Source organism: Mesorhizobium sp. Root157 (assembly GCF_001427385.1).
GTDB lineage: Bacteria > Pseudomonadota > Alphaproteobacteria > Rhizobiales > Rhizobiaceae > Mesorhizobium.
Window position 1 is genome coordinate 325,619 of sequence record NZ_LMGJ01000001.1, and the last position, 22,322, is coordinate 347,940.

Below are 22,322 nucleotides of genomic sequence, written 5' to 3' on the forward strand. Positions count from 1 at the left end.
GATTGAAAATCGCCGTACCGCCCCTCCCGAAGCGGCGTCATATTAGCAAATTGTCGGATTTCCGCAATCTGGGCTGTTGGATGCTCAAAGCCCTTTGGCCATCTCGCGCAAACGGAACTTCTGGATCTTGCCGGTCGAGGTCTTGGGAATCTCGGCGAAGACGATGGCCTTGGGCACCTTGAAGCGCGCCAGAAGGCTGCGGCAATGCTCGATGATGTCGGCTTCGCTGGCTGTTCTGCCCGGCTTCAGTTCGACATAGGCCACCGGCACCTCGCCCCATTTGTCGTCGGCCCGCCCGACCACGCCGCAGGCCGCCACCGCCGCATGCTTGTAGAGCGCGTCCTCGACTTCGATCGAGGAAATGTTTTCCCCGCCCGAGATGATGATGTCCTTCGAGCGGTCCTTGATCTGGATGTAGCCGTCGGGATGCATGACGCCGAGATCGCCCGAATGGAACCAGCCGCCGGCGAACGCCTCGTCGCTGGCCGCCCGGTTCTTCAGGTAGCCCTTCATGACGATGTTGCCGCGAAACATCACCTCGCCGATGGTCTCGCCGTCAGCCGGCGTCGCCTGCATCGTCTGCGGATCGATCACCGACAGGTCTTCCAGCGACGCGTAGCGCACGCCCTGGCGGGCCTTCCTGGCCGTGCGCGCGCCCTTGTCCAGTTCGTCCCACTCGCCGTGCCATTCGTTGACCACGGCCGGGCCGTAGGTCTCCGTCAGCCCATAGAGATGGGTGACCTCGAAACCGGCGTCGGCCATGCCCGAAAGCACCGCCTCCGGCGGCGGGGCGGCGGCCGTGTTGAACGACACCGTTTGCGGGAAGGTCCGCTTGTCGTCCTCCGGCGCGTTGATCAGCAGCGACATGACCACCGGCGCACCGCACAGATGCGTCACCCCGTGATCGGCGATCGCCGCATACATGTGCCCGGCCCGCACCCAGCGCAGGCACACATGCGTGCCGGCCTGCACGGCCAGCGTCCAGGGAAAGCACCAGCCGTTGCAGTGGAACATCGGCAGCGTCCACAGATAGACGCAGTGCTTGCCCATGCCGGCATGGATGGTGTTGGTGTAGGCCATCAGCGCCGCACCCCGGTGATGGTAGACCACGCCCTTCGGGTTGCCGGTGGTGCCGGAGGTGTAGTTCAGCGAGATCGCGTCCCACTCGTCGTCCGGCATCGACCAGTCGAAGTTTTCATCGCCGCCGGCGAGGAACGCCTCATAGTCGCGGCTGCCGATCCGTTCGCCCTTGGCATAGGGCGCATCGGCCGGATAATCGGGATCGTCATAGTCGATGACCAGCGGCCTGACCTTGGCCAGCGCCAGCGCCTGCCTGACGACCCCGGAAAACTCGCGGTCGACGATCAGCACCTTCGTTTCGGCATGGTCGAGCTGGAAGGCGATCACCGCGGCGTCCAGCCTGGTGTTGAGGCAATGCAGCACGGCCTTGACCATCGGCACGCCGAAATGCGCTTCCAGCATCGCCGGCGTGTTGGACAGCATCACCGTGACCGTATCGTTCTTGCCGATGCCTTCGCCGGCCAGCGCCGAGGCAAGCTTCAGCGAGCGCCGCCAGAAGTCGCGGTAGCTGATGCGCTGGCTGCCATGGATGATGGCGATGTGCTCGGGGAAAACCTTGGCAGCGCGCTCGAGATAGGTGATCGGCGTCAGTTGCTGGTAGTTGGCCGGGTTCTTGTCGAGGTCGTGCTCAAAGGAACTGCCCATCCCATTCTCCCCAACTGGTAGTCGCCGCTCTAAGCACAGGAGACGGCCTGCGTCATTTCTACATTAGATCAACAAGCCCGTCCCACAACAGCTTGAGCGCGACCAGTCCCACCGTCGCGTACGTAAAGGGATAGAACACCTCCGGCTTCATGCGGCGCACCAGGAAGGCGCCGGCCAGCGTCGCCAGCGGCGCCAACGGCGTCAGCACCAGCGATGCGGTGAGATTGGTGGTGTCGAACTGGCCGAGCGCGAAATAGGGAATGAGCTTCAGCGCGTTGGTGACGGCAAAAAACAGCGTCGCGGTTCCAGAAAGCACCTTGGGATCGAGTCGGATCGGCAAGGCATAGACCTGGAACGGCGGCCCGCCGACATGGGCGACGAAGCTGGTGAAGCCGGCGACCGCGCCCCAGAAGGCAGCGGCGATGCGGTTCGGCAAGGCGGCATGTTCGGCGCCGTGGCGCATCAAAAGGTAAAGCCAGCGCGCCACGAACACGATGGCGACGACACCGACGATCAGCCGCACCATGTCCTGCGTCACCAGCGCCGCCGCCAACCAGCCGAGGCCGATGCCGGCAATCGAGCCCGGCAGCATGTCGATGAGCATCCTGCGGTCGTAGACGCCCCACCATGTCCACACCGACACGACGTCCATCAGGCACAGGATCGGCAACAGGATCGCCGCCGCCTGCACCGGCGGCATGGCAAGCGCCATCAGCGGCACGCCGACGAAGCCGACCGCGCCGCCGAAGCCGCCCTTCGACAGGCCGACCAGGACAACGGCCGGAATGGCCGTGGCATAGAACCATGGATCGAGGAGCAGGTCCGTCATCGTGAAATTTGCTTTGGGGGATCGAATGCAACAGATAGCCCAGAATTTTACGCGCCGCGACTGCAAAAGGCCCCGGCTTGTGGACGCCGATGACGGCGCCCGCCTGTTCAAGGCGGAAGCTTTGCTCTATGCCGCAATGCAACCAACTTCGCCCGCCATAGGCGACTATCGGAACCGACCGCCATGAATGACGAAACGCCACCGAATCGCTGCCGCATCGTGCTGATCGCACCGCCCGCCCTGACCGCCGAACGCCTTGCCGAGGCGTTGCGAGGCGGCGACGTCGCATCGTTGATCCTGCCGCAAGGCGACATGGGCGAGGCCGCGTTCCAGGCCATGGCGGAAAAGCTCGTGCCTCTTGCCCAAAAGGCGGGCGCTGCCGCAATCATCGCCGGCGACAGCCGCATTGCCGGCCGCGTCCAGGCAGACGGCATCCATCTGGAAGGGGCGCGGCAGGATCTTGCCGAAACGATCGAACGCCTGCAGGGCAAGATGATGGTCGGCACCGGCGGGGTGAAGACCCGCGACGACGCGCTCGATCTTGGCGAGGAGCGCCCGGACTACATGTTCTTCGGCCGCTTCGGCTACGACAACACGCCCGAACCGCATCGGCGCAACCTGGCGCTCGGCGCGTGGTGGGCCGAGATGATCGCGGTGCCGTGCATCGTTCTGGCCGGCAGCGACATCGCCTCGGTCGAGGAAGTCGCCCGGACCGGCGCCGAGTTCGTCGCCGTGTCGGCAGCGGTCTTTGCCGATGGCGTCGACGCACGCGCCGCAGTGGCTGCGGCCAACGCGCTGCTGGACCAGACCGCGCCGCGTTTCGAGGACTGACGATGAAGCGGCGCTTGGCATCGGCTTTGGTTTTCCTGTGTGCTTGCCTCTCGGCCGCCGCCGCTGAAACCGTGCCGGCCGAGCCCATGGCCGCCCCCGCTCCGCAGGCGCAAACTCCAATTCCTCAGGCCCCGGCCACGCCAGCGAGCGTCCCGGGCGACAAGGCCGACAAGGCCGACAAGGCCGACAAGCCGATTGTCCCAAACCTGCCGCAGCCGTCAACGACGGTCTCGCCCGGCCCGTTGCCGTCGGCCGACGGGCTCGACCCGGCCCGCTTTGGCGCGAGGCCGGCCGACGAGGCCTATGGCGCCTTCCAGCGCGGCCTCTACAAGACGGCCTACAATCTGGCATTGCCGCGCGCTCAAAACGGCGATCCGGCAGCGCAGACCCTACTGGCCGAGATTCTGGCGCGCGGCCTCGGCGTTCCGGTCAACGCTGCCGAAGCGGCCAAATGGTATGCCGCCGCCGCCGAGCGCGGCGTTCCCGAAGCCCAGTTCCAGTACGCGCTGATGCTGCTCGACGGCCGCTTCGTGAAGAAGGACGAACGGGAGGCTCACGCGCTGATGCAGGCCGCCGCCGAAGCCGGCAATGCGCTGGCGCAGTTCAATTTCGCCCAGTTGCTCGTCGGTGAGGACCGCGGCGATGCCGGACTGGTCAAGGCCGTGCCCTACTACGAGCGCGCCGCTGAGGCCGGGGTCGCCGATGCGCAATATGCGATGTCGCAGATTTACGCCAACGGCGCCGGCGGCAAGGCAAAGGACGATGCGCAAGCCCGCCAGTTCCTCGCCAGAGCGGCACGCCAGAACTACGACACCGCCCAGCTCGATCTCGGCCAGTGGCTGATCGAGGGACGTGGCGGCCAGCGCGACCTCAAGGCCGGTTTCGGCTGGATGCTTGCCGCGGCCCGGGGCGGCAACGTCGCCGCCCAGAACCGCCTCGGCAAACTCTACATGGGCGGCATCGGCACCGAGCCGGACTCGATCCTCGCCGGTGCCTGGTACATCGTCGCCCGGCGCGCCGGCCTCATCGACCAGGAGATGGAGGATTTCCTGCACGGCCTGACCGCGGACGAAACCAAACAGGCGCTGCAACGGGCAAACCGCCTTCCCTGATCCGGCATCAGGGCCGCATCTCTTGCCTCTTGCGGGGAATTGTGGTCTTGGAAACGCCGAAATCGCCGCTTTCGGCGATCACCCCACTTCGGACCCAGAAAAATCATGGCCAAGATCAGCGGCAGCGAAATTCGCCCCGGCAGCGTCGTCGAGCACGATGGCGGACTGTGGGTGGCGGTCAAGACCAATACGGTCAAGCCCGGCAAGGGCGGCGCCTACAACCAGGTCGAACTGAAGAACCTCATCAACGGGACCAAGCTCAACGAGCGTTTCCGTTCGGCCGAAACGGTCGAGCAGGTCGACCTCGAATACAAGGATTTCTCCTTTCTCTACGAGCAGGGCGACGCGCTCGTCTTCATGGACACCGAAAGCTACGAACAGCTCGAACTGCAAAAGGATTTCGTCGGCGAGCGCGCCGCCTTCCTGCAGGACGGCATGATGGTGACGGTGCGCCTCTATGGCGACAAACCGATCGGAATCTCCCTGCCCGACCAGGTCGTGCTTGCCATCAGCGAGGCCGACCCGGTCGTGAAGGGCCAGACGGCGGCATCGTCCTACAAGCCGGCCATCTTGGAAAACGGCATCCGCGTGCTGGTGCCGCCGTTCATCGCGGCAGGCGAGCGCATCCTGGTCGACACCAACGAAATCACCTACCTGCGCCGCGCGGAATAGGCGTAATGGTCGTGTTGCCTGCCGCCCCGACAGGCAATTCCTGCAACCGGAGACTTTCCTGAAATGGCGCGTTCGGCGATCCTCAACGTCATGGTCCAGGCAGCAATGAAGGCCGGCCGCTCGCTGTCGCGCGACTTCGGCGAGGTGCAGAACCTGCAGGTCTCGCTCAAGGGGCCCGGCGACTATGTCAGCCAGGCCGACCGCAAGGCCGAGGAAATCATCTTCGCCGAATTGTCCAAGGCCCGCCCCGGCTACTCCTTCCTCATGGAAGAGCGCGGCGCGGTTCACGGCGACGACGACCAGCACCGCTGGATCGTCGACCCGCTCGACGGCACCACCAATTTCCTGCACGGCATTCCGCTGTTTTCGGTTTCCATCGCGCTGGAGCGCCAGGGCCAGATCGTCGCCGGCGTCATCTACAATCCGGGCATGGACGAGCTCTACACCGCCGAACGCGGCGGCGGTGCCTTCATGAACGATCGCCGCCTGCGCGTCGCTGCCCGCAGCAAGCTCACCGACGCCGTCATCGGCTGCGGCGTGCCGCATCTGGGCCGCGGTCATCACGGCAACTTCCTCCTCGAACTGCGCAACGTCATGGGCGAGGTTGCCGGCATCCGCCGCATGGGCTCGGCCGCCCTCGACCTCGCTTATGTCGCCGCCGGGCGCATGGACGGCTTTTGGGAAGCCAATCTGTCGGCCTGGGACATCGCCGCCGGCCTGCTGATGGTGCGCGAGGCGGGCGGCTTCGTCTCCGACATGGGCGGCGGCCAGGACATGCTTGACGACGGCACGGTGGTGGCCGGCAACGAGGCGATCCACCGCACGCTTCTCAAGACGCTCAAGAAGCCGCTGCCGCCGCGCTGAAGCCAGGACCAATCGAAAGTCGAGCCGCTCCTGGCCTTGGTTAAGCCATGAGTGGAACTTGAAATCACCCGCATCTCCTGCCCAAATTGCCGGTATGGACAAGATGCGGCAGCCTGACGATCTGGTTATTCCCTTTGTAGGGCGGTGGCACTATTCGCGTGCGGAACTGATTGCCGACGGCATCGTGCATGCGCTGGGCATCATACTCGCCATCGCCGCCGGATCGGCGATGCTGGCGCTGGCCACATCCCGGTCGGGCACCGGCGAATACGTCGCCGCCGTCTTCTTTGTCGTGTCGCTGGTCACCGTGCTTTCGGTATCGCTGGCCTACAATCTGTGGCCGGTGGCGTCGCCTGCGAAATGGGTGCTGCGCCGCTTCGATCACTCGGCGATCTATCTTCTGATCGCCGCCACCTACACGCCCTTCCTTGCCCAACTCGAGGCATCCTTTCTCACCCGCTTGATGATCGCGCTGGTGTGGTCGGCGGCTGCCATGGGCATCGCCGTCAAGATCATGTTGCCGGGACGCTTCGACCGTCTGGCGGTCCTGTTCTACCTCGCCATCGGCTGGAGCGGGCTGGTCCTCGTGGGGCCGCTGGTGGACACGCTGCCTGCGACGGCGCTGGCCCTGCTTGTGGCGGGCGGCATCGCCTACTCATGCGGCGTCGTCTTCTTTGTCTGGAAGGGCCTGCCCTTCCACAATGCGCTGTGGCACGGCTTCGTGGTCACGGGCAGTGGCCTGCATCTGGCGGCAATGATGGACTGTCTCGTTATCGACCGGCTTTGAAGCCGATCATCGCCAGCAGCGCCGCAAGCACCTTTCAATTTCGCCAGAATTCCGTTTAGAGTCCCTTCGCGCCGCGAAATCGGGATGGAACACGTATGACTTTGCTTCGATCGTTTGGAATTGGCGGACGCTCCGATGTCCTGAATTACGACCCGCACAAGCTGTCCAGCCCGCAAGTGTTCCTGCTGACCATGGTCATCTTCCTCGCCATCGTCGGCTTCATCGCCATCATCCTGACCCGCCAGATCCAGTCCGCCTTTGTCACCAACCCCGGCCTCAACGGCCTGATCCTCGGCGTGCTGGTGGTCGGCATCCTGCTCGCCTTTGCCCAGGTCGGGCGCCTGTTTCGCGAAGTGCGCTGGGTAAATTCCTTCCGCGCCGGTTCCGAAACCACCGAACCTGTGCTTCTGGCGCCGATGAAGGCGATGCTCGGCCGCTCGGCCTCGATGGCATTTTCCACCAGTTCGATGCGCACCATGCTGGATTCGATCGCCACCCGTCTTGACGAAAGCCGCGACACCTCGCGCTATCTGGTCGGGCTTTTGATCTTCCTCGGCCTGCTCGGCACCTTCTGGGGCCTGCTGCACACCATCGGCTCCATCAGCGAAACCATCCAGTCGCTCGATCCGGGCACCGGCGATTCCGCCTCCGTGCTGGAAGCCTTGAAGCAAGGACTGGCCGCACCCTTGTCGGGCATGGGCACGGCGTTTTCGTCGTCGCTGTTCGGCCTTGCCGGCTCGCTGGTGTTGGGCTTCCTCGACCTGCAGTCCGGCCGCGCCCAGAACCGCTTCTACACCGAACTGGAAAACTGGCTGTCCTCCGTCACCGACCTGTCGTCGGACATCGCCGTTTCCGACGGGTTCAAGGCGGAAGCAACCGACGAGATCCGCGCGCTGTCCGAACGCTTGCGGTCCCTGCAGGAGGCGGGCGGCGGCTCCAACCCACGCGTCGCCACCGCCATGGCCAACCTCGCCGACGGCATCTCCGGCCTGGTCAAGAACATGCGCTCCGAACAGCAGATCATGCGCGACTGGGTCGAAGCCCAGTCCGACGAGCAGCGCGCCATGCGCGACACGCTGGAAAAGATCGCCGATGCGTTGAAGAAGCAGGGAGTGAACTAGACCATGCTCCTGTCAGGTTGGGACATTCTGCCGGAGGTGGTTCGCGGCAAGGTCGAGGGGTTCGGTGAAGGTCGTACCGGTAGTACGGCCAAGCCGAAACCCGAAGGATTTGATACGAACCGGGCCGGTAGCATGGTCCAAACTGGCGGGAGCATGGTCTGATGGCTCTCGCGCGTGGACGCCGCAGCGACCGCCACATCGACTATTGGCCGGGTTTCGTCGACGCGCTGTCGACGCTGCTTCTCGCCATCATGTTCCTGTTGTCGGTGTTCGTGCTGGCGCAGTTCCTGCTCAGCCGCGAGATATCCGGCAAGGACGAGGTGCTGAACCGCCTGAACTCGCAGATCAATGAACTGACCCAGCTTCTGGCGCTGGAAAAGGGCAACACCCAGGACGTGCAGGACCAGCTCGTCAACCTGCAAGCGTCGCTGTCCGCCACCGAAGCCGAGAAAAGCCGGCTCGAGCAATTGCTGGCGCAAGGCGCCGGTGCCGGGTCCGCCGCCAGCGCCCGCGCCGACCAGCTTACCGGCGAACTCGACAGCGAGCGCCAGATCAGCCAGCGCGCCCTGTCCCAGGTCGAATTGCTCAACCAGCAAATTTCGGCGCTGAGGAAGCAGATCGCGGCGCTGGAGCAGGCGCTCGACGTTTCCGAACAGCGCGACCGCGAATCCAACACCAAGATCGCCGATCTCGGCCGCCGTCTCAACGTGGCGCTGGCCCAGCGGGTGCAGGAACTGAACCGCTACCGCTCCGATTTCTTCGGGCGGCTGCGCGAGATCCTCGCCGACCGCGAAAACATCCGCATCGTCGGCGACCGCTTCGTCTTCCAGTCGGAAGTGCTGTTCCCGACCGGCTCCGACCAGATCAACGAGGCCGGCCAGGTCGAGATGAAGAAGCTCGCCGACGCCATCATCGAACTGCAGAAGGAAATTCCGCCCGAGATCAACTGGGTGCTGCGGGTCGATGGCCATACCGACACCAAGCCGCTATCGGGAGCCGGGCGCTACAGGGACAATTGGGAGCTTTCGAGCGCGCGCGCCACCTCGGTGGTCAAGCTGCTCATCGCCAATGGCGTACCGGCCAACCGGCTGGTCGCGGCCGGCTTCGGCGAATTCCAGCCGCTAGACGAGGCCGACACGGACGAAGCCCGCACCAAAAACCGCCGCATCGAACTGAAGCTGACCGAGCGCTGAGTGTGACAGGCAGTTGGCGCGTGCGCCTTTAGGGCGGCAAATGTGGCCGGCAAGGCCGTCGAAGATTATCTTTTTTTAATTACACTTTGCCGCCCGCTCCTCCTAGCTTCCACTGCGGACCGGGAACCGCCGGCGGTGCTCCCAACACCGCGACGCGACGGGACCGGACGGTCCACGCAAGGCAGGCCATCGGCTTGCCTCGACAACGGAGACGCAATCATGCGCTCTTTATATGCGACTTTCACCCTCGCCAGTCTTCTTGCCGCCGCCCCGCTTGCCGGAGCCTATGCCAGCATGAGCGATGACGGCTACACGCCGCCAGCCCCCCTGGCCGCTTCGGTATCTCACGAACAGGTGATCCTCGGCCAGTTGAACAGCGTCACGGACGGCATCGTCGCAGATCGCGACAGCGGCAAGTTGACCGTGAGCCAGGCAAACTCATTGACTGCCGATGCGCGCAGCATCCGCAAGGCAACCATGACTGCGGCCGCTGAGAACCACGGCCAGATTCCGACCGCGCAGTACGACCAGTTGCTGCAGCGCATCGCGGCGATTTCCGACCAGGTCAACCCGGTCAAGATGGACTGACCGGACCGCGCAAGCCGCTGCCGGCTTCAGGCACCGGCCCATGACAGGCAAAGCGCGAGCACGGCCGGCACGGTCTGGATGTAGAGTATCTTCCTTGATGCGGTCGCCGCGCCATAGAGCCCGGCGACCGCCACGCAGATGAGGAAGAACACCTTCACCTGAAAGCCGGCTTCCCCCAGATAGAGCCCCCACAGCAGCCCGGCGGCGAGAAAGCCGTTGTAAAGCCCCTGGTTGGCCGCCAGCACCTTCGAGGCCCTGGCGAATTCCGGCGTCAGGTTGAAGGCCTTGTGGCCGCGCGGCGTGTCCCATGCCGCCATTTCCAGATAGACGATGTAGAGGTGGATGAGGGCGACGAGCGCGACCGCAATATTGCCAAGCATCGTTTCTCTGCCTCCACCTGCCTCAATCCGATCATGGCTGGCCATGTGCCGCCACGCAACCGTCTGGCCCATTCTTTCGGGGGTTGCCATTCGCCGCCGGCCGGGTTCTTTTCCACACGGCAAATCAGCAGGAACGCATCATGTCCTTCCAGAAACTCGACGACCTTGGCCGCAAGCTCGAAGCGCTCGACCATGCGCTGGCGATCCTCGGCGCCGACGAAGCGACACATATGGCCGTCGGCGGCGGCGAGAAGCGTGCAGAGGCGATGGCCGCCCTTGCCGGCATGTACCATCGACAGGCCACCGCGCCCGAAATCGCCTGCTGGATCGACGCTGCCAAAGCCGAAAGCCTCAACGAAGAACAGGCGGCAGCACTTGGCGAATTCGAGCGCCACTACACCAACCTCACCTGCCTGCCCGCCGAATTCGTCGAGCGCCAGACGGCCGCACGCATGCGCTGCGAGCAATTGTGGCGCGACCTGCGCGCCAGGAACGACTGGGCCTCGTTCCAGCCGGCGCTGGAAGGCATCGTCGCCTTGGTGCGCGAGGAAGCCGCCATGCGCGCCGATGCACTCGGCCTCGCCCCCTATGACGCGCTGATGGAGCAATATGATCCCGGCAACCGCGCAGCCGCCATCACACCCGTCTTTGCCGAGCTGAAATCCTTCCTGAAGGGCTTCGTGCCACAGGCGCTGGCCGTTCAGGAACAACGGCTGGCCAAGCGCGCGCTCAAGCCCTTGTCCGGCAGCTACGCCATCGACCGGCAGCGCGAACTCGGCCTCGCCATGATGGCGGCGGTCGGCTTCGACCTGACCCACGGCAGCCTGTCGGTATCGCATCATCCGTTCTGCGGCGGGGTGCCGAGCGACGTGCGCATCACCACCCGCTACAAGACCACCGATTTCCTCTCAGCCCTGATGGGCGTGCTGCACGAAACCGGCCATGCGCTTTACGAACAAAACCTGCCGCAGGCCTGGGCGCACTGGCCGCTCGGCAAGGCGCGCGGCATGGCCATGCATGAAAGCCAGAGCCTGTTCGTGGAAAAGCAGCTTGGCCGCAATCCCGCCTTCTGGCGCTGGGCGCTGCCGGTGGTGGAGAAGCACCTTGGCGAAGACTGGTCGCTCGACGACATCCTGCCGCATATCCAACATGTCGAGCGCGGCCTGATCCGCGTCGATGCCGACGAGGTCACCTATCCGCTGCATGTCATCTTGCGCTACGAACTGGAGCAGGAACTGGTGTCGGGCCGCCTCGAAGTTGCCGACTTGCCCGAAGCCTGGGATGCCGGCATGCGCGCCACGCTGGGCCTGTCGACCATCGACAACCCCGCCGACGGCCCGATGCAGGACGTTCATTGGCCAAGCGGCGCCTTCGGCTATTTCCCGTCCTATACGCTGGGCGCGATGATGGCAGCGCAGCAATGGGCGGCACTGACCCGCGAGCATCCCGACGCCGACGAGGCCATCGCCAGGGGAGATTTCGCCGCCGTCAACGAATGGCGCCGCGCAAGAATATGGTCGCAGGGGTCGCGATGGTCGACGCCTCGACTGCTCGAACGCGCCACCGGCGAGACGCTCAACGCCCGCTACTTCATCGAGCATCTGGAGCGGCGCTACGGAGCGTCCTGAACCGCCAGTTCCGGTTTGCCGCTGAAAGCCCCGGCGCCGGTGTCGAACTGCAGGCTGGCCAGCCGCGCATAAAGGCCGCCCTTGGCGACAAGGCTCTTGTGCGTGCCTTCCTCCACGATGCGGCCCTCGTCCACGACGAGGATGCGGTCGGCCTTCAGCACGGTCGCCAGCCGGTGCGCGATGACCAGCGTGGTGCGCCCCTGCATCAGATGTTCCAGCGCTTCCTGCACCAGCGTCTCGCTGGTGGCATCGAGCGCCGAAGTCGCCTCGTCGAGCAGAAGGATCGGCGCGTCGCGCAGGATGGCGCGGGCAATGGCGATGCGCTGGCGCTGGCCGCCCGACAGCATGACGCCGCGTTCGCCGACCTGCGTGTCGTAGCCCTTGTCCAGCTTCAGGATGAACTCGTCGGCAAGCGCTGCCTTCGCCGCCGCCGCGATCTCCGCATCCGGAGCGCCCGGGCGGCCGAAACCGATGTTGTCGCGTATAGAGGCGGCAAAGATCGTCACGTCCTGCGGCACGATGGCCATGCGGGCACGCAACTCGGCCGGATCGGCATCGCGTGCCTCGACGCCGTCGACGCGGATCGAACCCGTCTCGGGATCGTAGAAGCGCAGGATCAGCGAAAAGATCGTGCTCTTGCCCGCACCCGACGGCCCCACGATCGCCACCGTCTCGCCCGGCTTCACCGAAAAACTCAACTCATGCACGGCGGCCCGGTCAGGCCTGGCCGGATAGGAAAAGGAGACCTTGTCGAAAACGATCGTTCCCTTGGCCGTCGCCGGCAACGCCTTGGGGTTTGCCGGCACCTCGACGGTCGGCTCCTCGTCCAGCAATTCGGTCAGCCGCTCGGCCGCACCCGCTGCTTGCGACAACTCGCCCCACACTTCCGACAGCGCACCCAGCGCGCCCGCGGCAAACACGGCGTAGAGCAGGAACTGGCCAAGCGTTCCCGGCGAGATCGCACCCGACAGAACGTCGCGTGAACCGAACCACAACACCGCCACGACCGAGGCGAACACCGTGAAAATGGCGACGAAGGTGAGGAAAGCCCGCGCCAGCACCGAGGCGCGCGCCGCCTCAAAGGCATTCTCGACCGATTGAGCGAACCGGCCCGTCACCATCCCCTCATTGGTGAAGGCCTGCAGCGTGCGCACCGCGCCGATCTGTTCGCTGGCATAGGCGGTGGCGTGGGCAAGCGTGTCCTGCGCCGTGCGCGACTTGCGGCGCACCGAGCGGCCAAAAGCGACCAGCGGCAGCACGATCAGGGGGATCGCCGCAATCACCAGGCCGGACAATTTGGGGCTGGTCACCACCATCATCGCCAGCGCGCCCAGGCCAAGGATGACATTGCGCAGCGCCACCGATGCGGTTGCGCCGACCGCCGACTTGATCTGCGTCGTGTCGGCGGCAAGCCGCGACACGATCTCGCCGGACTGCACCTGGTCGAAGAAGGCTGGCGACAGCGTCGTGACATGCGAGAATACGTCGCGGCGAATATCCGAAACGACCCGTTCGCCCAGCGTGATGACGAAATAGTAGCGGCCTGCGGAAGCCAGCGCCAGCATGGCGGCCATCACCACCAGCATGGCGAAATAGTCCGATATGAAAGTGGAATCGGCGCTGGAAAAGCCGTGGTCGATCATCCGCCGCACGGCAAGCGGGATGGCGAGCGTGGTCACAGCCGCCAGAACCAGCGAAACCATCGCCCCGATCACAAGCTTGCGATAGCGTCCGATATAGGGGAATAGACGCCTCAGGGGCTTCAGCGAGCGCTTGCGCCCGTCTGCGCTTTCTCGTCGCGCCATTGCTTGCATCCCCGTCCGTGTCCGTTGCCGGACATCAATATGCCCTTTACTCGACCTTGTGATTCAATTTCGGTTGATGTATAGGCACGCCGACCGATTTAGAGGCCGCAGTTTTTGAATAGCTGCGGCTTCGGATTTTAGAAAGAGGCGCTTCGACGCAGGCCATCCGGTCGCTGCCGCGCCACAAGACCAGGAACAATGCGATGAAGGCCGATATCCATCCCGACTATCACACCATCAAGATCGTCATGACCGACGGCACCGAGTACACGACGCGCTCGACCTGGGGCAAGGAAGGCGACACGATGAACCTTGACATCGATCCGACCACGCACCCGGCCTGGACCGGCGGCCAGCAGACCCTGCTGGATCGCGGCGGCCGCCTGTCCAAGTTCAAGAAGCGCTTCGAAGGCTTCGGTCTCTGATACGGACGAAAGTCCACATGAAAAACCCGCCTTCGAGGCGGGTTTTTTGTTGTTTGTGATTGCGCCGCGGCAGCGCCCGTTCAGGAACAGGACTTCACCCCTGCGGCCTGCGGTCCGCATGGCCGAGATCGCGTTCCGGGTCGATCACGTCGCGCACCAGTTGCTTGAGCCTGGCCGCATCGGGAAAGCCGCCGTCGCGCTTGCGCTCCCAGATCAGGTCGCCGTTGCAGGTGATGGAGAACACCCCGCCGGTGCCGGGCACCAGCACCACCTCGCCAAGTTCCATGCCGAAAGTGGACAACAATTCCTGCGCCATCCAGCCGGCGCGCAGAAGCCACTGGCACTGGGTGCAGTAGGTGATGCGGATGATTGGACGCTCGGTCATGCACATCACCAAAGTTCTGGATGGTCTGCGTATCCGGGTCAGGGCGAGGCGAGAATTGCAGGATTCGAGAACCGGAGCGGAGCGTACGTCGAAGTACGTGAGCACCGGAAGCGCAGAAGCCTGCTATTCGCAGCCCGCCATCACCCGGATACTCAGGCGGCGCTGAGCTTGGCCAAAGTGGCTTCATCCACCTCGAAATTGGCGTAGACGTTCTGCACGTCGTCGTCGTCTTCCAGCGTTGCCACCAGCTTCATCAGCGACTGGGCGCGCTCCTCGTCGACCGGCACGTTGGTCTGCGGCTTCCAGATCGCCTTGACCGACTGGGCTTCGCCAAGCGCGCCTTCCAGCGCCTTGGACACGTCGCCCAGGCCTTCGAAGGCGCAGTAGATGGTGTGGCCGTCCTCGTCGGTTTCCACATCGTCGGCGCCCGCCTCGATCGCCGCGTCCATCACCTTGTCGGCATCCCCGGCCGAGGCGGGATAGCGGATTTCGCCTGCCCGGTCCCACATGAACGACACCGATCCGGTTTCGCCGAGCGCCCCGCCGGCCTTGGTGAAGGCGGCGCGCACATTGGAGGCGGAGCGGTTGCGGTTGTCGGTCAGCGCCTCGACGATCAGCGCCACGCCGCCGGGACCGTAGCCCTCGTAACGGACTTCCTCATAGTTCTCCGCATCGCCGCCCGAAGCCTTGTTGATGGCGCGCTGGATATTGTCCTTCGGCATCGACTCGCCCTTGGCGGCCTGCACGGCAAGCCTGAGCCGCGCGTTCATCGCGGGGTCGGGGACGCCGAGTTTGGCGGCAACGGTTATTTCGCGCGCCAGCTTTGAGAACAGCTTCGATCTCATTGCATCCTGGCGCCCCTTGCGGTGCATGATGTTCTTGAACTGTGAATGGCCGGCCATGTGACCCCTGTCGTCTGTTCGCGGCGATCAGATCGCGCCGCGCCCGCCGGGCACCTGAAGACGGATCTGACAGTTGAATTGGCATCGGACGCCCAAAAGTCGGTTACCGCTAACGGGTCCAATGCTCGGAATGGCGGGCTTATAGAGAAATCGGCTCAATTCGTCCAGCCGCACACACCCTGCCGCTCGCGAAAACGTGACTCGGGCGTCCGGGCACCGTCATTCATAGTTGCCTTGCCCGGATGCCTGGAGGCCGATATGCCGTGCCTGCGCCTGCTTAGCGCCCTCATCCTGTTTCTGTCGGCAATGGTCCTGCCGGTCTGGTCCGAGGACGCCCCGCCGCCGTCGCGATGCGTGGCCGTCGCCAACGCCCTGCCCAACGTCATCTACGCGAACCTCGCCCCGGCGCAGGCACAGGCCGAAGGCGAAGTTTCGATCACCTATGCCGGCCATTCGACCTATGTCATCGAAACGCCTGCCGGCGTGCGCGTCGCCACCGACTACAGCGGCGTCTACGGCTCCAGCCCGCTGCCCGACGTCGTCACCATGAACAAGGCGCACCGCACCCATTTCACCGATCTTCCCGACCCCGGCATCGCCCATGTCCTGCGGGGCTGGAATCCGGCCGGCGGCCCGGCAAGACACGCACTCGTGGTCGATGACGTCTACATCCGGAACGTTTCAACCGACATCCGCGGCTGGGACGGCGGCATGGAGCGCGACGGCAACTCGATCTTCATCTTCGAGGTCGCCGGCCTGTGCATCGGCCATCTCGGCCATCTTCACCACCGGCTGGAAGATGCCCATTACAGCGCCATCGGCCGCCTCGATGTCGTCATGGTACCGATCGACGGCGGCATGACGCTGTCGCTCAACGCCATGAGCGAAATCGCCGGCAGGCTCTATTCTTCGGTAGTCCTGCCCATGCACCGCCATGCAACCGGCATCAGCGAGTTCCTCGGTCGGATGGGTTCGGGTTTCGCCGTCGAATTCCCCGACAGCCGCACGCTGAAGGTCTCCTTGCGCACCCTGCCGCAGCGCCCCACCATCATCGTCCTGCAAGGCGTGTGAGCGGGCGCTTCAGCGCTCGAGGTCTTGTTGCAGCCGGTCGAGGATCGACAGCGCATGGCCGGCATATTCGCTGATCCAGCGGTCATGGATGCGCTTGATCGGCAAAGCGTCGAGATGGTTCCAGCGCTCCCGGCCTTCGCGCCGCGCCACCACAAGGCCCGCTGCCTCCAGCACCTTGAGATGCTGCATCACCGTGCAGCGGTCCATGTCGGAAAACGTTTCGCACAGCGCGCCGGTCGTCTTCGGCCCGTCCTTCAACCCGTCCAGCATCAGGCGCCGGAGCGGATGCGCCAAAGCCTTGAAAACGCGGTTGTCTTTCGATTCGGTTGACATGTTATATTTTTATAACACATAATCCCCACACACAAGAAGGAGCTGTGGACATGTCCATCGCAATCAGGGTTTCCGGCCGCATTGGCAAACCGGCCGCCGAAGTGTTCGACGCCGTCGTCAACCCCACCAAGCTTTCCGGCTACTTCACCACCATCAAGGGCGCCAGCGCCCCACTGGTCGCAGGCACCACGGTGACGTGGTGGGGCCAAGTTCCCGTCGAGGTCGATGAGGTCGTGCCGCAAAAGCGCATCGTGCTGCGCTGGGATGCCGACACCAATGCCCCGGCCTACAAGACGCTGATCGAGATGGATTTCGAACAGCTCGACGACGGCGGAACCTTCGTCACCATTTCAGAAACGGGCTGGCGCGAGGACGAGCAGGGCCGCAAGGCGTCCTACAACAATTGCGAGGGCTGGGCGATGATGCTGTCGGCCATGAAGGCCTATGTCGAATATGGCATCAACCTGCGCGAAGGCTTCTACCCCAGCGAAATGCGCGGCGAACTGCCGACCGACGTCAGCCGCAAATGAACGGTCGCCACGTAGGGCGCTGACCCGCATCCCTTGTTTTTACGCAATTCCAGACGGAAAACCGGTTCCCGCTTTTCCTGGAATTGCTCTAGCGGTCGGTGCCCTGACGGGATTTCCTGCGCCGGCGCGCCAGCATGTTGAGTCCCTCGACCAGCGCCGAGAAACCCATCGCCGCATAGATGTAGCCTTTCGGCACGTGGAAGCCGAAGCCGTCGGCGATCAGCGTCATGCCGATCATCAACAGGAAGCCCAGCGCCAGCATGACGATGGTCGGGTTCTTCTCGATGAAGGCCGAAAGCGGGTTGACCGCCAAAAGCATCACAGTCACCGCCACGATGACGGCGATGTACATGATGGCGATCTCGTCGGTCATGCCGACCGCCGTGATGATGGAATCGATCGAGAACACCAGGTCGAGCAGCAATATCTGGAATATGGCGCCCGCCAGCGACACTTGCAGGGTCCTGGAAACCATCTCGTCCTTGTGATCCAGCGGGTCGACAGTGTGATGGATTTCCCGCGTCGCCTTCCACACCAGGAACAGGCCGCCGGCGATCAGGATCAGGTCGCGCCATGAAAAACCGTGGCCGAAAGCGGAAAAGATCGGCTCGGTCAGTTGCACGATGAAGGAGATGGTCGCAAGCAGGAGCAGCCGCATGATCAGCGCCGCGCCGATGCCGAGACGCCGGGCCGGCGCCTGCTGCTCCTTGGGCAGCTTGTTGGTCAGGATGGAGATGAAGATCAGATTGTCGATGCCCAGGACGATTTCGAGCACCACCAGCGTTAGAAGGGCGACCCAGGCTGTCGGGTCATTGACGAAGGCGAAATGGGGGGCAATGGCTTCAAGCATGCGCGCGCAATCTCTCCGTCATAAAATGTCGTGCAGAATTAGGTACGGCCTGCCCGATCGTCAATGTCACCCGGCATATTTTATCGAACGGCGTAAAAAGGGCGGCCATTGAGACCTGAGGCATTCACGTCCGCGCCGCATGCGATATGATGGCCGCATGAAACGGGTGATCGCTCTCGGTGCCTTGCTTGCGGCGAACCTGCTGCCGCTGCCCCTTGCCCATGCCACCGGGACCCCGCAGGACAAAGGTCCGCAGGCGGCGCATTCCCTGCCCGCCGACAAGGCCACGTTGCGCGAAAGGCTCTTCCAGCATCTGGCCGCTGCCGCCACCGAGGCGCAAGCGCGCGCGCTGGAAGACGCGATCTGGAACTTCTGGCTCGATCTCGCCCCCAACGGCGAGGTCCGCACTTTCGTCGACCAGGCGATGGACCGGCGCGAGGCCTACGACTTCGCCACCGCCGAAGACCTGCTCGACCGCGCCATCGAACAGGCGCCGAACTACGCCGAGGCCTGGAACCAGCGCGCCTTCATCCGCTTCCTGCGCGACAACGACGAAGGCGCCGAAGCCGATATCCTGCGCGCGCTGGAACTGGAGCCGAAGCATTTCGGCGCGCTCTCCGGCCTGTTCCACGTTTTGTCGCGCCGTGGCCGCACCGAGGCCGCCAACGCCGCTCTCATCGAGGCGGTGAAGATCCATCCCTGGCTGAAGGAGCGCACGATGCTGCCGCCCGACCCGGATGCTGAACGCCCGCCGATCAAGGGCAAGGAACAGGACTTGTAACGAACCGTTTGCAGGCCGCTCGGGTGTGCCGAGATTCAGGTCAGGGTGAGCCGAGAACGGTAGCGTACGAGAACCGGAGCGGAGCGTACATCAGGTATGTGAGCACCGGAAGCGCAGAAGGCTGCCGTTCGCAGGCCGCCCTCACCTGAATCTATTTCCAGAAGGCCGGCACCGTCTCCTCGAGCCGTGGCCCGCGCCTGAACGGCGCGATCTTCTCGGCAAGGCCGGTGCGGTCGGAAATCTCGACGCCGACGCCGCACAGGGTCGCCGGACCGCTCGCCGCCTCGAAGCGGCCCTTCGGCACCTTGGACAGGAAGCGGTTGAGCGGCTCCTCCTTGTCCATGCCGAGCGAGGAATCGTAATCGCCGCACATGCCGGCATCGGAAATATAGGCGGTGCCGCCGTTGAGGATGTGGTGGTCGGCGGTCGGCTGGTGGGTATGGGTGCCAACGACGAAGCTCACCCGCCCATCGACGAAATGGGCAAAGCACATCTTCTCGCTGGTCGCCTCGGCGTGGAAATCGACCACCACCGCATCGGCCTGCTCGCCAAGCGGGCAAGCGGCGAGTTCGCGCTCGGCCGCCTGGAACGGATCGTCGAGTTCTGGATGCATGAACACCCGGCCCATGATGTTGGCCACCATGACGCGTGCCCCGTTCTTGGCCGTATAAAGCCCGGAGCCCTTGCCGGGCGTGCCTTTCGGGAAATTGGCGGGCCGCAGGAACCGGTCCTCGCGCGGTGCGAAGTTGAGCGCCTCGCGCTGGTCCCAGACATGGTTGCCGGTCGTCACCACGTCGGCGCCGGCGGCGACGGTGTCGCGGAAGATGTCCTCGGTGATGCCGAAGCCGCCCGCCGCGTTCTCGCCATTGACGATGACGAAATCCAGCTTGAGTTCCGAGATCAGCCCCGGCAGTTGCGCCTGCACCGCCGTGCGCCCGGTCTTGCCCACCATATCGCCAAGAAAAAGCAGTCTCACGAAACCTTACCCTCGAAAAGTCGCATGATTTTCGTCAGGAAAGATCACGCTGCGCTGAAAGAACCGCCGGCCAGCCTTGCAACTGCCTCGCAGACTGTAAATCACCGCACGATCCAGCCGTCAAAGCCATTCGACTTTCGTGGGCCGGGCATCAGCCACGGCTGCACCCCGAGTTTCGGGTCAGGGGCGTGTTTCAGGTCAGGGCGAGCCGAAATGACAGGCATCGAGAACCGGAGCGGAGCGTACATTCAGGTACGTGAGCACCGGAAGCGCAGAAGCCTGTCGTTTGCAGGCCGCCCTCACCTGAAACTCAAAACCGGCGCAACCCGCTCTCGGTCAGCATCTCCGGCAGGATGACGTCGTGCGCTTCGTCCGGCACCCGTTTGACCTGCTGGCAGTTGAAGGCGGTGCCGATCAGCCGCGGCTTCAACCCGCGCTCGTGAAGGCGGGCGATCGCCCGGTCGTAGTGGCCGGCGCCGTAGCCCAACCGGTGACCGCGAGGATCGAAGGCGGCCAGCGGCAACAGGATGATATCCGGGTCGAGCACCTTCGCGTCCGGCCCCGGCCCGCTGGTGCCGAATCCGGTCGACACCATGGGGGTGCCGCGCACCAGTTCGCGAAACACGATGGTTTCCTTGTCCAGAACCACCGGCAGGCAAAGCCTCGCCCCTTTTTCGCCAAGCGCGAACAACAACGGCCTGAGGTCGATTTCCGAACGGATCGGCAGGAAACCGGCAACCACCGTGCCCGGCGCGAAATTGATCGCCGGTTCGCCGACTTCGGCGATGCGCAACGAAATCTCGATGCGCCACATCGGGTCGAGCGCATCGCGCCGCCCGAGTGCTTCCAGCCGCACGGCTTGCTTCTGCTCTTTCAGTGAAGTCATGTCCCAGCCTTCCCTTTGCGGCGAGCAAAATCCCAACTTTGCGCGCAGGTCAAGGGGCGGAGACAAGGCCGAAGGCCGCACCTCGAATGGAGGGAAATCAACATAGTCGCGATGCGACCTGGGGAAAGAAACGATCGCCACGGCGCAACACGGCACAGTTGCGAACCGGGCAGGTGACGATCCACACAACCGGTGGAGAGAGCGATCCCGGGAACCTACAAAGTAGGTGGGCGCCGTGTGCCCAGACCCACGGGTCTGGCCAGGGACAGCTCCCTAGGGATCATTAAGGCCCCGGGGAAAATGTTCTCCTGCCGGGAAGCACAGATCGTCACGGCCAATATAGGCTTCTCGGGGTCGCTTAGCCAGACATGCGCTGCTTTATTCGCAGCCCGCCGCTCTTGCACCCGAGGGGCCGGCTCCGTAGGGTCGGGCCGGAAAAAGGGACGGAAAAATGCGCTTTGAAGGCACGGCGGCCTATGTCGCCGACAAGGATCTGATGGTAGCGGTCAATGCCGCCATCGCGCTTGAACGGCCGCTACTGGTCAAGGGCGAGCCGGGCACCGGCAAGACCGAGCTGGCCAAGCAGGTCGCGGCGGCCCTCGGCCTCGATCTCATCGAGTGGCACATCAAGTCCACCACCCGCGCCCAGCAGGGCCTTTACGAATACGATGCCGTCTCGCGGCTGCGCGACAGCCAGCTCGGCGACGGCCGCTTCAACGACATCAAGAACTACATCAAGCGCGGCAAATTGTGGGACGCCTTCGCCGCCGGCAGGAAGGTCGTGCTTTTGATCGACGAGATCGACAAGGCCGATATCGAGTTCCCCAACGACCTGTTGCAGGAACTCGATAAGATGGAGTTCTTCGTCTACGAGACCGGTGAAACGATCCGCGCCGCCGTGCGCCCCATCGTCATCATCACCTCCAACAACGAAAAGGAACTGCCGGACGCCTTCCTGCGCCGCTGCTTCTTCCACTACATCCGCTTCCCCGACACCGATACGCTGCACAGAATTGTCGATGTGCATTATCCGGGCATCAAGCAGGCGCTGGTGCGGGCCGCACTCACCCAATTCTACGAGATCCGCGACGTGCCCGGCCTCAAGAAGAAACCCTCGACGTCCGAGGCGCTCGACTGGATAAGGCTGCTGGTCGCCGACGACATTGCGCCGGAAGATCTGCGCGCCGACCCCAAAAGCGCCCTGCCGCGCCTGCACGGCGCCCTGTTGAAGAACGAGCAGGACGTGCACCTGTTCGAGCGCCTTGCCTTCCTGGCCCGCCGCAACGGGTAACTCCGCTTCACCTGTCGTCGTATGTTAGTGAAAGCTAACAAAGCCTCATCACCTCTAGGTCGAGGCACGACCTCTCACCATCGTCATCCCGGAATTCTCTTTCGAGCGGCGCGGGAAAGGAATATCCGGGATCCATTCCGTGACGGTGCGGTGGCCTGTCAGCGGTCGAGAATGGGGATCGATCCACCCGCCTGCCACCCATCTCTCCTATCAACCCGTTGATCCTGCTCATCTCTCGCGGAATCTTGGACAGCGCCTGTCCACGCCCTCTCCACCTCTTCCATAATCCGTGCCATCGCTTCTGCGGGAAACTCGGTGCGCACCGGGTATCGAGGGGAAGCGTCGGTGCCGGATTGG

Annotated in this window: 25 protein-coding genes and 1 other RNA gene; 14 read left to right on the plus strand and 12 right to left on the minus strand. The window is 64.1% G+C overall.

Features of this window, described 5'->3' with window-relative positions; all coding sequences use genetic code 11:
* Positions 1–84: 84 nt before the first annotated feature.
* Positions 85–1,725, minus strand: a complete 1,641-nt coding sequence (locus ASD64_RS01625; RefSeq protein WP_056099648.1) for an acyl-CoA synthetase — start codon at positions 1,723–1,725, stop codon at positions 85–87.
* Between the two features lie 58 nt (positions 1,726–1,783).
* The gene (locus ASD64_RS01630) at positions 1,784–2,554 is read right to left on the minus strand and encodes a sulfite exporter TauE/SafE family protein (protein ID WP_056099652.1); all 771 of its coding nucleotides are present in this window, start codon (positions 2,552–2,554) and stop codon (positions 1,784–1,786) included.
* Positions 2,555–2,737: 183 nt separating this feature from the next.
* Here ASD64_RS01630 and ASD64_RS01635 point away from each other — a divergent pair, with 183 nt between their 5' ends.
* The 8 genes from ASD64_RS01635 (at position 2,738) to ASD64_RS01670 (ending at position 9,722) form a co-directional block, all read left to right on the plus strand.
* Positions 2,738–3,385: a thiamine phosphate synthase gene (locus tag ASD64_RS01635; protein WP_056099655.1), complete on the plus strand. Its 648-nt coding sequence runs from the start codon at positions 2,738–2,740 to the stop codon at positions 3,383–3,385.
* Between the two features lie 2 nt (positions 3,386–3,387).
* The gene (locus ASD64_RS01640) at positions 3,388–4,497 is read left to right on the plus strand and encodes a tetratricopeptide repeat protein (RefSeq protein WP_056099658.1); all 1,110 of its coding nucleotides are present in this window, start codon (positions 3,388–3,390) and stop codon (positions 4,495–4,497) included.
* 105 nt (positions 4,498–4,602) lie between these two features.
* Entirely contained in the window at positions 4,603–5,169 is a 567-nt protein-coding gene (gene efp / locus ASD64_RS01645) for an elongation factor P (RefSeq protein WP_056099660.1), read from the plus strand.
* A gap of 63 nt (positions 5,170–5,232) precedes the next feature.
* A complete protein-coding gene (locus ASD64_RS01650) occupies positions 5,233–6,033 on the plus strand; it encodes an inositol monophosphatase family protein (RefSeq protein ID WP_056099671.1) in 801 nt (266 codons plus the stop codon).
* 94 nt (positions 6,034–6,127) lie between these two features.
* Positions 6,128–6,820: a PAQR family membrane homeostasis protein TrhA gene (gene trhA / locus ASD64_RS01655; protein WP_056099673.1), complete on the plus strand. Its 693-nt coding sequence runs from the start codon at positions 6,128–6,130 to the stop codon at positions 6,818–6,820.
* A 95-nt stretch (positions 6,821–6,915) separates the two neighbouring features.
* Positions 6,916–7,941 (plus strand): MotA/TolQ/ExbB proton channel family protein, encoded by a 1,026-nt coding sequence (locus ASD64_RS01660; protein WP_056099676.1) that lies wholly within the window; start codon positions 6,916–6,918, stop codon positions 7,939–7,941.
* A 161-nt stretch (positions 7,942–8,102) separates the two neighbouring features.
* Positions 8,103–9,134: a peptidoglycan -binding protein gene (locus tag ASD64_RS01665; protein ID WP_056099679.1), complete on the plus strand. Its 1,032-nt coding sequence runs from the start codon at positions 8,103–8,105 to the stop codon at positions 9,132–9,134.
* 219 nt (positions 9,135–9,353) lie between these two features.
* Entirely contained in the window at positions 9,354–9,722 is a 369-nt protein-coding gene (locus ASD64_RS01670; RefSeq protein WP_056099683.1) for a hypothetical protein, read from the plus strand.
* 26 nt (positions 9,723–9,748) lie between these two features.
* Here the strand turns inward: ASD64_RS01670 and ASD64_RS01675 are convergent, their stop codons facing one another.
* Positions 9,749–10,102: a DUF1304 domain-containing protein gene (locus ASD64_RS01675; RefSeq protein ID WP_056099685.1), complete on the minus strand. Its 354-nt coding sequence runs from the start codon at positions 10,100–10,102 to the stop codon at positions 9,749–9,751.
* Positions 10,103–10,242: 140 nt separating this feature from the next.
* Between ASD64_RS01675 and ASD64_RS01680 the strand changes: the two genes are divergently transcribed.
* Positions 10,243–11,730: a carboxypeptidase M32 gene (locus tag ASD64_RS01680; protein ID WP_056100183.1), complete on the plus strand. Its 1,488-nt coding sequence runs from the start codon at positions 10,243–10,245 to the stop codon at positions 11,728–11,730.
* Here ASD64_RS01680 and ASD64_RS01685 read toward each other — a convergent pair.
* Positions 11,715–13,535: an ABC transporter transmembrane domain-containing protein gene (locus ASD64_RS01685; protein ID WP_056100186.1), complete on the minus strand. Its 1,821-nt coding sequence runs from the start codon at positions 13,533–13,535 to the stop codon at positions 11,715–11,717. The two genes, ASD64_RS01680 and ASD64_RS01685, sit on opposite strands and share 16 nt — an antisense overlap.
* Before the next feature lie 203 nt (positions 13,536–13,738).
* On the opposite strand from ASD64_RS01685, the gene rpmE reads away from it, so the two are divergent.
* On the plus strand, positions 13,739–13,960 hold the full coding sequence (gene rpmE / locus ASD64_RS01690; protein WP_056099689.1) for a 50S ribosomal protein L31: 222 nt from the start codon (positions 13,739–13,741) through the stop codon (positions 13,958–13,960).
* A gap of 94 nt (positions 13,961–14,054) precedes the next feature.
* On the opposite strand, the gene ASD64_RS01695 is transcribed toward rpmE, so the two are convergent.
* A complete protein-coding gene (locus ASD64_RS01695) occupies positions 14,055–14,345 on the minus strand; it encodes a SelT/SelW/SelH family protein (protein WP_082549823.1) in 291 nt (96 codons plus the stop codon).
* Between the two features lie 152 nt (positions 14,346–14,497).
* Complete coding sequence (locus ASD64_RS01700; protein WP_056099695.1) at positions 14,498–15,247, minus strand: YebC/PmpR family DNA-binding transcriptional regulator; 750 nt, start codon at positions 15,245–15,247, stop codon at positions 14,498–14,500.
* Positions 15,248–15,505: 258 nt separating this feature from the next.
* Here ASD64_RS01700 and ASD64_RS01705 point away from each other — a divergent pair, with 258 nt between their 5' ends.
* Positions 15,506–16,318, plus strand: a complete 813-nt coding sequence (locus ASD64_RS01705; protein ID WP_200957774.1) for an MBL fold metallo-hydrolase — start codon at positions 15,506–15,508, stop codon at positions 16,316–16,318.
* A 9-nt stretch (positions 16,319–16,327) separates the two neighbouring features.
* Here ASD64_RS01705 and ASD64_RS01710 read toward each other — a convergent pair whose 3' ends face one another.
* Complete coding sequence (locus ASD64_RS01710; protein ID WP_056099698.1) at positions 16,328–16,651, minus strand: ArsR/SmtB family transcription factor; 324 nt, start codon at positions 16,649–16,651, stop codon at positions 16,328–16,330.
* Positions 16,652–16,701: 50 nt separating this feature from the next.
* On the opposite strand from ASD64_RS01710, the gene ASD64_RS01715 reads away from it, so the two are divergent.
* Complete coding sequence (locus ASD64_RS01715) at positions 16,702–17,181, plus strand: SRPBCC domain-containing protein (RefSeq protein WP_056100192.1); 480 nt, start codon at positions 16,702–16,704, stop codon at positions 17,179–17,181.
* A gap of 88 nt (positions 17,182–17,269) precedes the next feature.
* Here ASD64_RS01715 and ASD64_RS01720 read toward each other — a convergent pair whose 3' ends face one another.
* Positions 17,270–18,031, minus strand: a complete 762-nt coding sequence (locus ASD64_RS01720; protein ID WP_056099701.1) for a TerC family protein — start codon at positions 18,029–18,031, stop codon at positions 17,270–17,272.
* A gap of 157 nt (positions 18,032–18,188) precedes the next feature.
* Here ASD64_RS01720 and ASD64_RS01725 point away from each other — a divergent pair, with 157 nt between their 5' ends.
* A complete protein-coding gene (locus ASD64_RS01725; RefSeq protein ID WP_156459964.1) occupies positions 18,189–18,812 on the plus strand; it encodes a tetratricopeptide repeat protein in 624 nt (207 codons plus the stop codon).
* A 151-nt stretch (positions 18,813–18,963) separates the two neighbouring features.
* On the opposite strand, the gene ASD64_RS01730 is transcribed toward ASD64_RS01725, so the two are convergent.
* From ASD64_RS01730 to ssrS, 3 genes are all read right to left on the minus strand, one after another.
* Positions 18,964–19,788 (minus strand): TIGR00282 family metallophosphoesterase, encoded by an 825-nt coding sequence (locus ASD64_RS01730; RefSeq protein WP_056099707.1) that lies wholly within the window; start codon positions 19,786–19,788, stop codon positions 18,964–18,966.
* Between the two features lie 310 nt (positions 19,789–20,098).
* On the minus strand, positions 20,099–20,674 hold the full coding sequence (locus ASD64_RS01735; RefSeq protein ID WP_056099709.1) for a 5-formyltetrahydrofolate cyclo-ligase: 576 nt from the start codon (positions 20,672–20,674) through the stop codon (positions 20,099–20,101).
* 174 nt (positions 20,675–20,848) lie between these two features.
* Positions 20,849–21,004: non-coding RNA, 6S RNA (gene ssrS, locus ASD64_RS20305), on the minus strand.
* 121 nt (positions 21,005–21,125) lie between these two features.
* Here ssrS and ASD64_RS01740 point away from each other — a divergent pair.
* The gene (locus ASD64_RS01740; RefSeq protein ID WP_056099711.1) at positions 21,126–21,965 is read left to right on the plus strand and encodes an AAA family ATPase; all 840 of its coding nucleotides are present in this window, start codon (positions 21,126–21,128) and stop codon (positions 21,963–21,965) included.
* Between the two features lie 158 nt (positions 21,966–22,123).
* Here ASD64_RS01740 and ASD64_RS21445 read toward each other — a convergent pair.
* A partial coding sequence (locus ASD64_RS21445) for a hypothetical protein (protein ID WP_210171806.1) occupies positions 22,124–22,322 on the minus strand: 199 nt, incomplete at its 5' end.

Bases quoted from the DNA above. Each gene is read 5' to 3' on its own strand.
- ASD64_RS01735 (WP_056099709.1), bottom strand. From the start codon at position 20,674: ATGACTTCACTGAAAGAGCAGAAGCAAGCCGTGCGGCTGGAAGCACTC.
- rpmE (WP_056099689.1), top strand. From the start codon at position 13,739: ATGAAGGCCGATATCCATCCCGACTATCACACCATCAAGATCGTCATG.
- ASD64_RS01740 (WP_056099711.1), top strand. From the start codon at position 21,126: ATGCGCTTTGAAGGCACGGCGGCCTATGTCGCCGACAAGGATCTGATG.
- ASD64_RS01635 (WP_056099655.1), top strand. From the start codon at position 2,738: ATGAATGACGAAACGCCACCGAATCGCTGCCGCATCGTGCTGATCGCA.
- ASD64_RS01715 (WP_056100192.1), top strand. From the start codon at position 16,702: ATGTCCATCGCAATCAGGGTTTCCGGCCGCATTGGCAAACCGGCCGCC.
- ASD64_RS01680 (WP_056100183.1), top strand. From the start codon at position 10,243: ATGTCCTTCCAGAAACTCGACGACCTTGGCCGCAAGCTCGAAGCGCTC.
- ASD64_RS01700 (WP_056099695.1), bottom strand. From the start codon at position 15,247: ATGGCCGGCCATTCACAGTTCAAGAACATCATGCACCGCAAGGGGCGC.
- efp (WP_056099660.1), top strand. From the start codon at position 4,603: ATGGCCAAGATCAGCGGCAGCGAAATTCGCCCCGGCAGCGTCGTCGAG.
- ASD64_RS01705 (WP_200957774.1), top strand. From the start codon at position 15,506: ATGCCGTGCCTGCGCCTGCTTAGCGCCCTCATCCTGTTTCTGTCGGCA.
- ASD64_RS01665 (WP_056099679.1), top strand. From the start codon at position 8,103: ATGGCTCTCGCGCGTGGACGCCGCAGCGACCGCCACATCGACTATTGG.
- ASD64_RS01710 (WP_056099698.1), bottom strand. From the start codon at position 16,651: ATGTCAACCGAATCGAAAGACAACCGCGTTTTCAAGGCTTTGGCGCAT.
- ASD64_RS01720 (WP_056099701.1), bottom strand. From the start codon at position 18,031: ATGCTTGAAGCCATTGCCCCCCATTTCGCCTTCGTCAATGACCCGACA.
- ASD64_RS01685 (WP_056100186.1), bottom strand. From the start codon at position 13,535: ATGGCGCGACGAGAAAGCGCAGACGGGCGCAAGCGCTCGCTGAAGCCC.
- ASD64_RS01670 (WP_056099683.1), top strand. From the start codon at position 9,354: ATGCGCTCTTTATATGCGACTTTCACCCTCGCCAGTCTTCTTGCCGCC.
- trhA (WP_056099673.1), top strand. From the start codon at position 6,128: ATGGACAAGATGCGGCAGCCTGACGATCTGGTTATTCCCTTTGTAGGG.
- ASD64_RS01630 (WP_056099652.1), bottom strand. From the start codon at position 2,554: ATGACGGACCTGCTCCTCGATCCATGGTTCTATGCCACGGCCATTCCG.
- ASD64_RS01660 (WP_056099676.1), top strand. From the start codon at position 6,916: ATGACTTTGCTTCGATCGTTTGGAATTGGCGGACGCTCCGATGTCCTG.
- ASD64_RS01625 (WP_056099648.1), bottom strand. From the start codon at position 1,725: ATGGGCAGTTCCTTTGAGCACGACCTCGACAAGAACCCGGCCAACTAC.
- ASD64_RS01640 (WP_056099658.1), top strand. From the start codon at position 3,388: ATGAAGCGGCGCTTGGCATCGGCTTTGGTTTTCCTGTGTGCTTGCCTC.
- ASD64_RS01675 (WP_056099685.1), bottom strand. From the start codon at position 10,102: ATGCTTGGCAATATTGCGGTCGCGCTCGTCGCCCTCATCCACCTCTAC.
- ASD64_RS01695 (WP_082549823.1), bottom strand. From the start codon at position 14,345: ATGACCGAGCGTCCAATCATCCGCATCACCTACTGCACCCAGTGCCAG.
- ASD64_RS01650 (WP_056099671.1), top strand. From the start codon at position 5,233: ATGGCGCGTTCGGCGATCCTCAACGTCATGGTCCAGGCAGCAATGAAG.
- ASD64_RS01725 (WP_156459964.1), top strand. From the start codon at position 18,189: ATGAAACGGGTGATCGCTCTCGGTGCCTTGCTTGCGGCGAACCTGCTG.